Annotated in this window: 13 protein-coding genes; 9 read left to right on the top strand and 4 right to left on the bottom strand. The window is 66.6% G+C overall.

Features of this window, described 5'->3' with window-relative positions; all coding sequences use genetic code 11:
• Positions 1-12: 12 nt before the first annotated feature.
• From lptE to AC4PTB_RS01435, 4 genes are read left to right on the top strand one after another with little or no spacing between them, the layout of a single operon-like run.
• Complete coding sequence (gene lptE / locus AC4PTB_RS01450) at positions 13-480, top strand: LPS assembly lipoprotein LptE (RefSeq protein WP_492191355.1); 468 nt, start codon at positions 13-15, stop codon at positions 478-480.
• On the top strand, positions 477-1,502 hold the full coding sequence (gene holA / locus AC4PTB_RS01445) for a DNA polymerase III subunit delta (RefSeq protein ID WP_492191354.1): 1,026 nt from the start codon (positions 477-479) through the stop codon (positions 1,500-1,502). The genes lptE and holA overlap by 4 nt, the downstream gene beginning before the upstream one ends.
• Positions 1,499-2,683, top strand: coding sequence for a TIGR03862 family flavoprotein (locus AC4PTB_RS01440; protein WP_492191353.1), 1,185 nt, complete (start codon positions 1,499-1,501; stop codon positions 2,681-2,683). Before holA ends, AC4PTB_RS01440 begins: the two co-directional genes overlap by 4 nt.
• Before the next feature lie 50 nt (positions 2,684-2,733).
• Positions 2,734-3,969 (top strand): MFS transporter, encoded by a 1,236-nt coding sequence (locus tag AC4PTB_RS01435; protein WP_492191352.1) that lies wholly within the window; start codon positions 2,734-2,736, stop codon positions 3,967-3,969.
• Between the two features lie 10 nt (positions 3,970-3,979).
• Here AC4PTB_RS01435 and AC4PTB_RS01430 read toward each other — a convergent pair whose 3' ends face one another.
• Complete coding sequence (locus tag AC4PTB_RS01430; RefSeq protein ID WP_492191351.1) at positions 3,980-4,807, bottom strand: SDR family oxidoreductase; 828 nt, start codon at positions 4,805-4,807, stop codon at positions 3,980-3,982.
• 76 nt (positions 4,808-4,883) lie between these two features.
• Between AC4PTB_RS01430 and ade the strand changes: the two genes are divergently transcribed.
• The 5 genes from ade to AC4PTB_RS01405 all read left to right on the top strand — a co-directional run bounded on the left by ade (position 4,884) and on the right by AC4PTB_RS01405 (position 10,321).
• Complete coding sequence (ade, locus tag AC4PTB_RS01425) at positions 4,884-6,686, top strand: adenine deaminase (protein WP_492191350.1); 1,803 nt, start codon at positions 4,884-4,886, stop codon at positions 6,684-6,686.
• A complete protein-coding gene (locus AC4PTB_RS01420) occupies positions 6,683-8,158 on the top strand; it encodes an AMP nucleosidase (RefSeq protein WP_492191349.1) in 1,476 nt (491 codons plus the stop codon). The genes ade and AC4PTB_RS01420 overlap by 4 nt, the downstream gene beginning before the upstream one ends.
• 145 nt (positions 8,159-8,303) lie before the next feature.
• Positions 8,304-8,591: an HU family DNA-binding protein gene (locus AC4PTB_RS01415; protein WP_013065996.1), complete on the top strand. Its 288-nt coding sequence runs from the start codon at positions 8,304-8,306 to the stop codon at positions 8,589-8,591.
• Positions 8,592-8,770: 179 nt separating this feature from the next.
• Complete coding sequence (locus AC4PTB_RS01410; RefSeq protein ID WP_492191348.1) at positions 8,771-9,634, top strand: DMT family transporter; 864 nt, start codon at positions 8,771-8,773, stop codon at positions 9,632-9,634.
• A gap of 3 nt (positions 9,635-9,637) precedes the next feature.
• Positions 9,638-10,321 (top strand): NnrU family protein, encoded by a 684-nt coding sequence (locus AC4PTB_RS01405; RefSeq protein WP_492191347.1) that lies wholly within the window; start codon positions 9,638-9,640, stop codon positions 10,319-10,321.
• An 18-nt stretch (positions 10,322-10,339) separates the two neighbouring features.
• Here the strand turns inward: AC4PTB_RS01405 and AC4PTB_RS01400 are convergent, their stop codons facing one another.
• The 3 genes from AC4PTB_RS01400 to AC4PTB_RS01390 all read right to left on the bottom strand — a co-directional run bounded on the left by AC4PTB_RS01400 (position 10,340) and on the right by AC4PTB_RS01390 (position 12,290).
• The gene (locus tag AC4PTB_RS01400) at positions 10,340-11,599 is read right to left on the bottom strand and encodes a lytic murein transglycosylase (protein WP_492191346.1); all 1,260 of its coding nucleotides are present in this window, start codon (positions 11,597-11,599) and stop codon (positions 10,340-10,342) included.
• Positions 11,600-11,668: 69 nt separating this feature from the next.
• Positions 11,669-12,022 (bottom strand): DUF8846 family protein, encoded by a 354-nt coding sequence (locus AC4PTB_RS01395; protein ID WP_492191345.1) that lies wholly within the window; start codon positions 12,020-12,022, stop codon positions 11,669-11,671.
• A 13-nt stretch (positions 12,023-12,035) separates the two neighbouring features.
• A complete protein-coding gene (locus AC4PTB_RS01390) occupies positions 12,036-12,290 on the bottom strand; it encodes a hypothetical protein (protein ID WP_492191344.1) in 255 nt (84 codons plus the stop codon).
• Between the last annotated feature and the right edge of the window lie 2 nt (positions 12,291-12,292).

Raw genomic sequence — 12,292 nt, 5'->3', positions numbered from 1 at the left:
CGTCGGTCCTTTTTGGCTCTGATCGGCGCCGCAACGCTTTCGGCTTGCGGCTTCACCCCGGCCTATGGGCCGGGGGGCGGGGCGGCCGGGCTTTTGGGCCGGGTCGAAACCGACATGCCGCAGACGCCCGACGATTTCGCCCTGGTGCGGCGGCTGTCGGAACGGCTCGGCCCGGTCGAGAAACCCCGGTATCGGCTGTCCTACACCGTGACCACCGATGTTCTGGGCCAGGCGATCACCCCCGAAGGCGCCACCACGCGCTATTCGCTGACCGGGCAGGTCGAGTATCGGCTGCAGGACAGCCGCTCGGAAGCCGTTCTGCTGGCGGGCAAGGTGAGCAGCTTCACCTCCTGGTCGGCCTCGGGCTCGGTCGTCGCGACCGCCTCGGCCGAGGATGACGCGCATCGCCGCCTGATGCGGATGCTGGCCGATCAGATCATCACCCGTCTGCTGGCGCAGGCGGGCACGCTGCCGAAATGAAACTCGCCGGCATCGCCGCGACGCGCTATTTCGGCAAACCCGATCCGGCGCGGCTGGGGCTTCTGATCTACGGCGCCGATGCGATGCGGGTCGCGCTGCGGCGGCAAGAGGTGATCGCGGCGCTGATCGGCCCCGAGGGCGAGGCCGAGATGCGGCTGACCCGGCTTTCGGGCGCCGATCTGCGCAAGGATGCGTCGCAAGTCATCGACGGCATCAAGGAGATCGGTTTCTTTCCCGGCCCGCGCGTGGTCTTTGTCGAAGAAGCCACCGACACCACCGCCCCCGCCTTTGACGCGGCGGTCAAGGCCTGGACGCAGGGCGATGCGCAGATCATCGTCACGGCGGGCGCGCTGACAGCGAAATCGGCGCTGCGCAAGATTTTCGAAAACCATCCGAACGCCTATGCGATCGGGATTTATGACGACCCGCCCAGTCGCGAAGAGATCGAGGAGATCCTGAAAAAGGCCGGGCTGCGGGCGATCCCGAACGAAACGATGACCGATGTTCTGGCTTTGTCGAAGGCGCTCGATCCCGGCGATTTCCGCCAGACGATCGAAAAGATCGCGCTTTACAAACATGGGGATAGCAGCCCCCTGACCCCGGCCGAGGTGGCGCTGTGCGCCCCCAGCACGGTCGAAGCCGAGATCGACGAGGTGCTGGAACTGGTGGCCGACGGGCGGCCCTTGGACCTGGCGCGGATGATGCGCCGGATCGAGGGACAGGGCGTGCAACCGGTCACGCTGGCGATCATGGCGACGCGGCATTTCCGCACCCTGCATATGGCGGCCTCGGACCCCGGCGGGGTGGGCGCGGGGATTGGCAAGCTGCGCCCGCCGGTCTTCGGCCCGCGCCGGGATGTGCTGCAGCGGCAGGCCAGTCGCTGGGGGATGATGCGGCTCGAAGAAGCACTGAAAGTGCTGATCGAGGCGGATCTGACGCTGCGCTCGGCCTCCAAGGCGCCGCAGATGGCGGTGATCGAGCGGGCGCTGATGCGGCTCGCCTCCGTGGCGGCGAAGCTGTGACGGCGCTGGTGATCGGCGGCGGTCCGGCGGGGATGATGGCCGCCGAGGAGCTGGCCCGCGCAGGCGCCCGGGTGCTGCTGGCCGAGGCGAAGCCGACGCTTGCGCGGAAATTCCTGATGGCGGGGAAATCCGGGCTGAACCTGACCCGCGACGAGCCTTTGGCGCAGTTTCTGGACGCCTATTCCCCCGACTGGATTCGCCCGCATGTCGCCGGTTTCGGCCCCGCGGCGGTGATGGAGTTTGCCCGCGGTCTTGGCGTCGATCTGTTCACCGGCTCGACGGGCCGGGTGTTTCCGGTCGCGATGAAAGCCTCGCCGATGCTGCGGCTTTGGGCGCGCAGGCTGGCCGATCTGGGCGTCGAAACGCGCACCCGCTGGCGCTGGACCGGCTTTGCCGGAGATGGTTTCGCCTTCGACACGCCCGCGGGAGGGCAGGTGCTGAGGCCCGCCGTCACCGTTCTGGCGCTTGGCGGCGCCAGCTGGCCGCGGCTGGGGTCGGACGCGGCCTGGGTGCCGTGGCTTTTGGACAAGGGCGTGACGCTGGCGCCGTTTCAGCCCGCGAACATGGGGCTGGTCGTCGACTGGTCGCCCCATATGGCCGCGCATCTGGGCCAGCCGGTCAAGGGAGCGGCGCTGATCACCCCCGACCGGATCAGCCGGGGCGAATTCGTCCTGTCCGCCCGGGGTCTTGAGGGCGGCGGCATCTATGCGATCGCGGCGCTCGTGCGGGACGGCGCGCCGCTTTCGCTGGACCTTGCGCCCGATCTTGGCCTCGAGGACATCGCGCATCGGCTGGGCCGCGCCCCCGCGCGCGACAGCCTGCCCAACCGGCTGCGCAAGGCGCTGCGGCTGGACCCGGTGAAACTGGCGCTTTTGCAGGAATGGGGCCGTCCGCTGCCCTCTGATCCGCTGGCGCTTTCCCGCAAGATCAAGGCGCTGCCGGTGCGCCACCTTGGTCCCCGACCGCTTTCCGAGGCGATCTCCTCGGCGGGGGGGATTTGTGCCACCGCCCTGACCGGGCAGCTGGAGCTGAAAGCCCTGCCCGGGGTCTTTGCCGCGGGCGAGATGCTGGATTGGGAGGCGCCAACGGGCGGCTATCTGCTGACCGGCTGTCTGGCGACCGGCCGCATCGCGGGCCGCGCCGCGGCGGCGCGATTGTTCGGGGCACAATCGGCCGGTTGACGCCGCGCCCTCCCGCATGGCGGACTGGTCCCCTTGCGAGGGAGACGCAAATGACACAAAGCCGCCTGATCACCCCCGTCCTTGTGGGCGGGGCCATCATCTTGATGCTTGGCTTCGCCATCCGGGCCTCGTTCGGGGTGTTCCAGATCCCGATCGCCACCGAATTCGGCTGGCCGCGGGCGGAATTTTCACTGGCCATCGCGATCCAGAACCTGGCCTGGGGGATCGGCCAGCCGATCTTCGGCGCCATCGCGGAACGATTCGGCGACCGCAAGGCGATCATCCTGGGCGCGCTGATGTATGCGTTCGGGCTGGTGCTGTCCGCCTTTGCCACCCAGCCCTGGCAACATGACCTGCTGGAGATCTTCGTCGGCTTCGGCATCGCAGGCACCGGCTTTGGCGTGATCCTGGCCGTTGTCGGGCGCGCGGCGTCCGATGAGAACCGCTCGCTCACGCTGGGCATCGCCACCGCCGCGGGCTCGGCCGGTCAGGTCTTTGGCGCCCCGGTGGCGGAACTGCTGTTGCGGCACTTCCCCTGGCAGAGCGTTTTCGTGATCTTTGCCGTCACCATCCTGCTGGCGCTTCTGGCCCTGCCGCTGCTGCGCAGCCCCGCCCGCACGGCGCAGCATGGCACCAGCGAGCCGATGGGCACGGTCTTGAAACGCGCGCTGAAAGACCCGTCCTTCACCCTGATCTTTCTGGGCTTTTTCTCCTGCGGCTATCAGCTGGCCTTCATCACCGCGCATTTCCCGGCAATGGTGACCGAGATGTGCGGCGCCGTTCCCCCCGGCTCGCTGCTGGCCGCGGTGGGGATCGAGAGCCTGTCGACCCTTGGCGCCGTTGCCATCTCGCTGATCGGTCTGGCCAATATCGCGGGCACGATCCTTGCCGGTTGGGCCGGGCGGCATTATTCGAAGAAATACGCTCTCGCCATCATCTACCTTTTGCGCACGCTGGCCGCCGCCGCCTTCATCCTGGCGCCGATGACGCCTGCGACGGTGCTGGTCTTCTCGCTGGTCATGGGGGCGCTTTGGCTGGCGACGGTGCCGCTGACCTCGGGCCTGATCGCCGATCTTTACGGGCTGCGCTACATGGGCACGCTTTATGGCGTGGTGTTCTTCTCGCATCAGCTCGGCGCGTTTCTGGGCGTCTGGCTGGGCGGGCGGCTTTACGACATCGCGGGCGATTACACGCTGGTCTGGTGGGTCGGCGTCGGCATGGGGGCGTTTTCGGCCCTTGTCCATCTGCCGGTGAAGGAACGGCCGCTTCAGGCGCAACCGGCCTGAAGCCCCCGGATCAAAGCATCGCCTCAAGTCCCGCGCGGTAATCGGGGTAACGAAGCGTCACCCCAAGTTCGGCCTTGATCCGGTCATTCCGCACCCGCTTGTTTTCGGCGTAAAAACTCGCCGCCATCGGGGTCATGCTGGCCGGGTCAAAGGGCACTTCGGGCGGACGCGGCAGGCCCAGAAGTTCCGCCGCATAGGCCAGCACATCCTCGGGCGGCGAGGGCGCATCATCGCAGACATTGTAGACCCGCCCCGGGTTTGGCCGCGCGATCGAGGCCGCCAGCACCTGCGCGATATCCTCGACATGGATGCGCGAAAATACCTGCCCGGGCTTGACGATCAGCCGCGCGGTGCCGTCGCGGACCTTCTCGAACGGGCCGCGGCCGGGGCCGTAAATCCCGGCAAGCCGGAACACATGCAGCGGCTGGCCCAGCGCGGCCCAAGCGGTTTCCGCCGCCACCCGTTGCACGCCGCGCGTGGTCGAGGGGGTCAGCGGCGTCTCCTCATCCACCCAGCCGCCGCCATGATCGCCATAGACGCCGACGGTGGACAGATAGCCCACCCATTCAAGATGCCGCGCCGCAGCAATTTCATTTCGCTGCGCAGCAAGAACCGGGTCGCCAGAACCATCGGGGGCCACCGAGGTCAGCAGATGCGTGGCTTCCGAAAGCGGCAGCGCCCCCCCGGTCCAGACCATCGACTCCACCCCTTCGGCGCGCAGCATGTCGGCTTTCGCCGCGCTGCGCGTCGTGGCGATGATCCGCCAGCCCTCGGGCAAAAGCCGCCGCGCCAGCGCCCGCGCCGAATAGCCGTGACCGATCGAGAGCAGCGTTTTCATGGGTTTCTCCTTCGGCTCGCAAGGTAGTCATCACGTCGTCACTTGCGAAGGGCAAAAAGCTCTGGCACCTTTGGTCATGGAACATATGACATCTCTCAAAACCTGGCCCGAGGCCGCGCCGCGTCTGATTGCCGTCGCCGCGGGCCGTTCGCTTGCCGATTGCGTGATCCGGCAGGGCAAATGGGTCAACGTCCAAAGCCGCGAAGTGCTGGACGGCTACGACATCGCGATTGCCGAGGGGCGTTTCGCCGCCATCGCCCCCGATCTTTCCGCCGCCATCGGGCCGGAAACCACCGTGATCGAGGCGCAGGGCCGCTACATGATCCCCGGTCTCGTCGATGGCCACATGCATGTCGAAAGCGGCATGCTGACCCCCGCGGAATTCGCCGCCGCCGTCATTCCGCATGGCACAACCACCATGTTCACCGATCCGCATGAAATCGCCAATGTGCTGGGTCTGGACGGGGTGCGGATGATGCATGACGAGGCGATGTTGCAGCCGGTCAACATCTTCACCCAGATGCCCTCCTGCGCGCCTTCGGCCCCCGGGCTGGAAACCACGGGCTATGAGATCACCCCCGAGGATGTGGCCAAGGCGATGTCCTGGCCCGGCATCATCGGCCTGGGCGAGATGATGAACTTTCCGGGCGTCATCGGCGCCGATGCCAAGATGCTGGCCGAGATCGCCGCCGTGCAGCGGGCGGGGAAAACCGTCGGCGGGCATTATGCCAGCCCCGATCTGGGCGCGCCGTTCCGCGCCTATGTGGCGGGCGGTCCGGCCGATGATCACGAGGGCACCTGCGAGGAAGACGCCGTGGCCCGGGTGCGGCAGGGGATGCGGGCGATGCTGCGGCTCGGCTCGGCCTGGTATGACATCGAAAGCCAGATCACCGCGGTGACGCAGCGCGGCCTTGATCCGCGCAACTTCATTCTTTGCACCGACGATTGCCATTCCGGCACGCTGGTTCACGACGGCCACATGAACCGCGCCTATCGCCATGCCGTCGCTTGCGGCTGCGATCCCCTGATCGCGCTACAGATGTGCACGGTGAACACGGCCAGCCATTTCGGGCTGGAACGGGAACTGGGCTCGATTGCGCCCGGGCGGCGGGCGGATGTGATCCTGACCTCGGATCTGGTCAGCCTGCCGGTCGAGCTGGTGATCGCCCGCGGGCAGGTGGTGGCGGAAAACGGCATTCTGAAGGCGGACTGCCCGCATTACGACTGGCCCGACAGTGCGCGGCAGACCGTGCATCTGGGCAAGCATCTGACGGCCGAGGATTTCGCCATTCCCGCGCCCGAAGGCGCGAATACGGTGACGGCAAGGGTGATCGGCGTCGTCGAAAATCAGGCGCCGACCAAGGCGCTGACTGCGGAGCTGGCGGTGGTGGATGGGCTGGCGCAGCCGGACGAGGCGAAAGACGTGGCGCAGATCGCGCTGGTCGAGCGGCACCGGGGCACCGGCAAGGTGGTGAACGGCTTCGTCTCGGGCTTTGGCTACAGGGGGTCCATGGCCATCGGCTCGACCGTGGCGCATGACAGCCATCACATGATCGTGGTGGGCACCGACCGCGACGCGATGGCCGCCGTGGCGAACCGGCTGGGCGAGATGGGCGGCGGCATCAGCGTCTGGAAAGACGGCGCCGAGCTGGCCGCGGTGCCCCTGCCCATCGCCGGGCTGATGTCCGACGACCCCGCCGCCGAGGTCGCCGCCCGCGCCGAAGCGATGGTGAAGGCGATGGCCGATTGCGGTTGCAGGCTCAACAACGCCTATATGCAGCATTCGCTGCTGGCCTTGGTGGTGATCCCGGAAATCCGCATTTCCGACCTTGGCCTTGTCGATGTAACGAAATTCCAACTGACCGAGCTTTTCGCATGAATGATCCCGTGACGATCCTGACCCCGCCGCCCTCGGCGCATGACAGTTTCACCGATCCGGCCGCCGCCGTGGCGCGGCTCGAACAGCTTTACGCCGAGGCGACCGGCTTCCTTCTGCAGAACTTCAACGAGGTTCTGGCCACCGGCCGCGCCGACACCCGCTTTCGCGCTTTCTACCCCGAGGTGCGGATCACCGTCACCTCGCATCTCAAGGTCGACAGCCGGCTGAGCTTTGGTCATGTCTCCTCGCCGGGGACCAAGGTGGCGACGATCACCCGCCCCGATCTGTTCCGCAATTACCTGACGCAGCAGATCGGGCTTTTGATGCGCAACCATGGGGTGCCGGTGACGGTCGGCCCCTCGGAAACGCCGATCCCGGTGCATTTCGCCGTGGCCGGTCAGCCCGAGGTGACGATCCCGCAGGAAGGGGCGCTGACGATTTCCCTGCGCGATGTTTTCGACGTGCCGTCCCTGGAAAGCATGAACGACGATATCGTGAATGGCACGGCCAAGCCGAACCCGGATGGATCGGGGCATCTGGCGCCCTTCACCGCGCAACGGGTGGATTACTCGCTCGCCCGGCTCTCGCATTACACCGCGACAAGCCCTGAGCATTTCCAGAACCATGTGCTGTTCACCAACTATCAGTTCTATGTCGACGAATTCGAGAAAGTCGCGCGGCAGATGCTGGCCGATCCGGCACAGGGCTACAGCAGTTTCGTCGCGCCCGGGAATGTGGAAATCACCACCGCCGATGGCGTGATCCCGCCCTTGGCGAAGCTGCCGCAGATGCCGACCTATCACCTCAAGCGGCCGGACGGGAACGGCATCACGCTGGTCAATATCGGCGTCGGGCCGTCGAATGCGAAGACCGCGACCGATCATATCGCGGTGCTGCGCCCGCATGCCTGGCTGATGGTCGGCCATTGTGCAGGGCTGCGCAACTCGCAATCCCTAGGCGATTTCGTTCTGGCCCATGCCTACCTGCGCGAAGACCATGTGCTCGATGACGATCTGCCGGTCTGGGTGCCGATCCCGGCGCTCGCCGAGGTGCAGGTGGCGTTGCAGGAGGCGGTGGCCGAGATCACCCAGCTGGAGGGCTACGAGCTGAAACGGATCATGCGCACGGGCACGGTGGCGACGATCGACAACCGCAACTGGGAGCTGCGCGACCAGTCCGGCCCGGTGCAACGGCTCAATCAAAGCCGGGCCGTGGCGCTCGACATGGAAAGCGCCACCATCGCCGCGAACGGGTTCCGCTTCCGCGTTCCCTATGGCACGCTGCTTTGCGTTTCGGACAAGCCGCTGCACGGAGAATTGAAACTTCCGGGCATGGCGACCGAGTTTTACCGCACGCAAGTGGCCAGCCATCTGCTGATCGGCGTGCGGGCGATGGAGAAGCTGCGGGCCATGCCGCTGGAGCGAATCCACAGCCGGAAACTGCGCTCTTTCGACGAAACCGCCTTCCTCTGATGCGCTGCCTTGACGCCGGTAAAATCCGCAAAACCTGCCCGAAAAGGCTTGCCATGCTGGAAAAAACCGTGTGTTAGAGGGCGCATCAAACCGTGCAGACGGATCAAGATGGCCCCTCCACCCGGGGCGTATGAGAGGAAGACCCATGTCGAAACCGATGACCAAGACCCAGCTGGTGGCAGCACTTGCCGAAGCCATGGGGTCGGACAAGAAAACCGCGACCGCCGCCATCGACGCCATCGCCGATGTCGTGACGAAGGAAGTCGCGGCGGGCGGGTCGGTGACGCTGCCGGGCATCGGCAAGGTCTCGTGCAAGGCCCGTCCGGAGCGTCAGGTGCGCAACCCGGCCACCGGGGAAACGATGATGAAACCTGCCGACAAGCAGGTGAAGGTGACGATCGCCAAAGCCCTCAAGGACAGCGTCAACGTCTGATCCCCGAGGCCCCGCAAGGGAGCCGGAATTCGGGCCGCTCTGCCTCCGCAGGGCGGCCTTTTGCATGCACGCCCCCCGGCCCCGGGGCGAAGAACCTGTATCGCATACAGGTTTTATCTTGTCCGATGCGGGGGTTTCCGGTTCTGGCTGTTCGAAATCGCACCGACAGGGGGAACGGAATGGATCTTCGCGCCATCGTCATGGGCCTTGCCTTCGCGCTGATGTGGTCATCGGCCTTCACCTCGGCGCGGATGATCGTGGCCGAGGCGCCGCCGCTGCTGGCGCTTTCGGCGCGGTTCCTGATCTCGGGGGGCCTGGGCGTCGCCATTGCGCTGGCGCTGGGGCAAAGCTGGCGGCTGACGCGCCCGCAATGGAAGGCGACGCTGATCTTCGGCCTGTGCCAGAACGCGCTTTATCTCGGGCTGAATTTCGTCGCGATGCAATGGGTGCAGGCCTCGGTCGCCTCGATCGTCGCCTCGACGATGCCGCTGATGGTGGCGCTTCTGGGCCGCGTCGTCTACGGCGACACGGTGCGGCCGCTGGGTCTGGCCGGGCTGGTGGCGGGGGTGATCGGGGTGGCGATCATCATGGGGGCGCGGCTCTCGGGCGGGGTCGATCCGGTCGGGCTGAGCCTGTGCTTCGCGGCGGCCCTGGCGCTGTCGATCGCCACGCTCTCGGTGCGCGGCGCGTCTTCGGGCGGCAATGTGCTGATGATCGTCGGCTTGCAGATGCTGGTGGGCGCCGCGGTGCTGGCGGTGGTGTCTGCGCTGACCGAAACCTGGGAGGTGGTGCCCTCGACCCGGCTCGTGCTGGCCTTCCTTTACACGACGCTGATCCCCGGGCTTCTGGCGACCTGGATCTGGTTCCGGCTGGTCGGACGGATCGGCGCGGTCAAGGCCGCGACCTTCCATTTCCTCAACCCGTTCTTCGGCGTCGCCATCGCGGCGGTGGTGCTGGGCGAGCGGCTGGGCCTGCCGGATCTGCTGGGCGTCGTCATCATCACCGGCGGCATTCTGGCCGTGCAGCTGTCGAAGCAAAGATAAGCGATGGATTGGCTTGAGTTTTCGCTCGCGGGCCTTGCCTTCATGGCGACCCATCTGATCCCGGCCACGCCGCGGATCAAGGCATCGCTGGTCGCCACCCTTGGCCCTGCGGGCTATGGCATCGCCTTTGGCACCCTTGCTCTGGGGCTGCTCTACTGGCTGATCCTGGCCGCCGCCCGCGCCCCCTTTGTCGAACTCTGGCCGCAGGAAATCTGGATGCGCTGGGTCGCGAATATCGTGATGCCGCTGGTGATCCTGATTTCAAGCTACGCCATCGCCGCCCCGAACCCCTTCGCCTTCGAGGGCCGGGCGACCGGTTTCGACCCCGCGCGGCCCGGGATCGTCGGCATCACCCGGCAGCCCTTCCTCTGGGCGCTGGTGCTTTGGGCGCTGGCGCATCTCTTGGTGAACGGCGATCTGGCGCATGCGATCCTGTTCGGGGGGTTCCTGCTGTTCTCGCTGATCGGGATGCGCGCGATGGAAAAACGTCTGATCCGCCGCATCGGTCTGGCCGAGTTCAACCGTCTTGCGGCGCAAACCAGCCTGATCCCCTGCTCCGCGCTTCTGACCGGCCGCTGGCGCCCGCGGGGGCGGCCGTCATGGCTCCGGCTCGCCATCGCGATCTTCGCCTGGGCGGCGGTGTTTCATCTGCATGAGCTGGTGATCGGCCTCAGCCCGGCGCCGTGATCGGCGCGGGAGAGCCGATCAACCGCCGCGCAGGCTTTCCAGCAGCTTGATCGTCACCCAGCCGTTCGGGGTCATGCCGTGGTCGCGCTGATAATCCATCACCGCGCCGATCGTGCCCGCGCCGATCAGCCCGTCGGTGCCCTTGGTGTCATAGCCCTGCGCGGTCAGCAGTTGCTGCACCTCGACCTTTTCGGCATCGGTGAGCGCCCGGCCCTCGCGCGGCCAGGGATGGACAAAAGGCCCCTGCCCCTTCAGCCGGTCCGACAGATGGCCGACCCCCATCACATAGGCATCGGCATTGTTGTAGCGCGAAATCGCGGTGAAATTGCCAAAGATCATCAGCGCAGGCCCCTGCGGCCCCGCGGGCAGCAGGATCGAGGCCGGCCCGTAATTCGGCACCACCCCGCCGTTCACGCCGCGCACGCCCAGCGCCGCCCAATCCGCGGGCGACCGCTTCGTGCTCTTGCCCGCCAGCCCCACGTCAAAGCCCTCGGGCAGCGAGACCTCCACCGCCCAGGGCTGCCCCTTCGACCAGCCCGAGCGCGCCAGATAGGCGGCGGTCGAGGCCAGCGCATCGGCCGGATTGTCCGACCAGATGTCGCGCTTGCCATCGCCGGTGAAATCGACCGCAAAGGCGAGGTAAGAGGTCGGGATGAACTGCGTATGCCCCATCGCCCCGGCCCAGGACCCGGTCATGTGGGCCGGGTCGATATCGCCCGCCTGCAGGATCTTCAGCGCGCCAATCAGCTGGCTTTCAAAGAACTGCGCCCGCCGCCCGTCATGGGCAAGCGTCGCCAGTGCCGGGATGATCAGGGTGTTGCCGCGCTTGGCGCCATAGCGGCTTTCCATGCCCCAGACGGCGACGACCACTTCCTTGTCGACACCATAGCGGGCCTCGATCTCGCGCAGGATCGCCGCATGCTGCGAAAGCGCCGCCCGGCCCTTGGCGATGCGTTCCTCGGACGCCGCACTGTCCATGTAATCCCAGATCGGTTTCACGAATTCGGCCTGAAACTGCTGCCGCTCGATCACCTTCGGGTTATAGGGCACATCGCGCATCGCGCGGGTCCAGGTTGCCTCGGAAATCCCCGCCGCCATCGCGCGGGGCTTGAAGCCCGCCACCCAGGCATCCATCCCCGCCTGCGTCGCGGCATCGACAGGCGGGATCTCTTCGATCGTGTTCATGGAAACGCCCCCCCGATCCAGCGGCCCGCCACAGGCGGTCAGCGCCGAAAAGGCCAGAAGGGTGACGACAAGGGGTTTCAACGCGTGTTTCATGGCCTGCCCGACTGCTCGTGTTTGAGAGCAGTCTAGCAGGCAATGGCGCTTGCGCAAACCGGCTTTGGCTCAGGCCTTCGCGTCGTAAAAGGGCGTCATCTGCGCCACGACGACGGAGTTTTCGTCCAGCGCCCGTTGCATCAGCTCTTTCTCGGCGGCGTCGATCTCGTCGCCCGCCTTTTCGCGTTCGGCCAAAGTGCCGTAGCCGGTCACGTCCAAAGGCGCCATCTCGGCCTGTTTCAGGATCGCCACGGTTTCGCGCACGGCCTCGGCCTCGTCGACGCCCGAGGCATAGCAGAGCAGCCCCGCCCCGGTGGCCCCCTTGGGCAGACCATCATTGGCCGAGCGCCCCACCTCGACCAGCAGCGTATAGACCTGCTGCGGGCGTTTCGCCTTTTCCGGTTTCTCGGCGGTCTCGGTCATTCGTTTTCCCTTCTCAGCTGCGACGCAAGGACCGCAGCGAGGTCACGGCCAGCCAGGCCGCGACCAGCACATAAAGCCCGATGGCGGCGCCGGGCCACCATTGCCCCGGCTCTGCCGCCTTCGCCATCTCGCCCAGAAGCGTCAGCACGAACGGCGTCGCAAGCCCGAGGATCGCCAGATCGGCCACCATCAGCACAAAGCGCAAAGGTTGCGGCAAGGCCGCCCCGCGCACCGCATCGACCACCCTGGCGCCCAGCGACAACAGCATGA

The organism is Rhodobacter sp. 4.3.4 (assembly GCF_058724655.1).
Note: the sequence above shows the minus strand (reverse complement) of the source record. Positions and strands in the feature narration are given on the sequence as shown.

Coding starts and splice junctions, on each gene's coding strand:
- AC4PTB_RS01435 (WP_492191352.1), top strand. CDS start 2,734: ATGACACAAAGCCGCCTGATCACCCCCGTCCTTGTGGGCGGGGCCATC.
- AC4PTB_RS01415 (WP_013065996.1), top strand. CDS start 8,304: ATGTCGAAACCGATGACCAAGACCCAGCTGGTGGCAGCACTTGCCGAA.
- AC4PTB_RS01405 (WP_492191347.1), top strand. CDS start 9,638: ATGGATTGGCTTGAGTTTTCGCTCGCGGGCCTTGCCTTCATGGCGACC.
- AC4PTB_RS01420 (WP_492191349.1), top strand. CDS start 6,683: ATGAATGATCCCGTGACGATCCTGACCCCGCCGCCCTCGGCGCATGAC.
- holA (WP_492191354.1), top strand. CDS start 477: ATGAAACTCGCCGGCATCGCCGCGACGCGCTATTTCGGCAAACCCGAT.
- AC4PTB_RS01390 (WP_492191344.1), bottom strand. CDS start 12,290: ATGCTGTTGTCGCTGGGCGCCAGGGTGGTCGATGCGGTGCGCGGGGCG.
- AC4PTB_RS01410 (WP_492191348.1), top strand. CDS start 8,771: ATGGATCTTCGCGCCATCGTCATGGGCCTTGCCTTCGCGCTGATGTGG.
- AC4PTB_RS01395 (WP_492191345.1), bottom strand. CDS start 12,022: ATGACCGAGACCGCCGAGAAACCGGAAAAGGCGAAACGCCCGCAGCAG.
- AC4PTB_RS01430 (WP_492191351.1), bottom strand. CDS start 4,807: ATGAAAACGCTGCTCTCGATCGGTCACGGCTATTCGGCGCGGGCGCTG.
- AC4PTB_RS01400 (WP_492191346.1), bottom strand. CDS start 11,599: ATGAAACACGCGTTGAAACCCCTTGTCGTCACCCTTCTGGCCTTTTCG.
- ade (WP_492191350.1), top strand. CDS start 4,884: ATGGAACATATGACATCTCTCAAAACCTGGCCCGAGGCCGCGCCGCGT.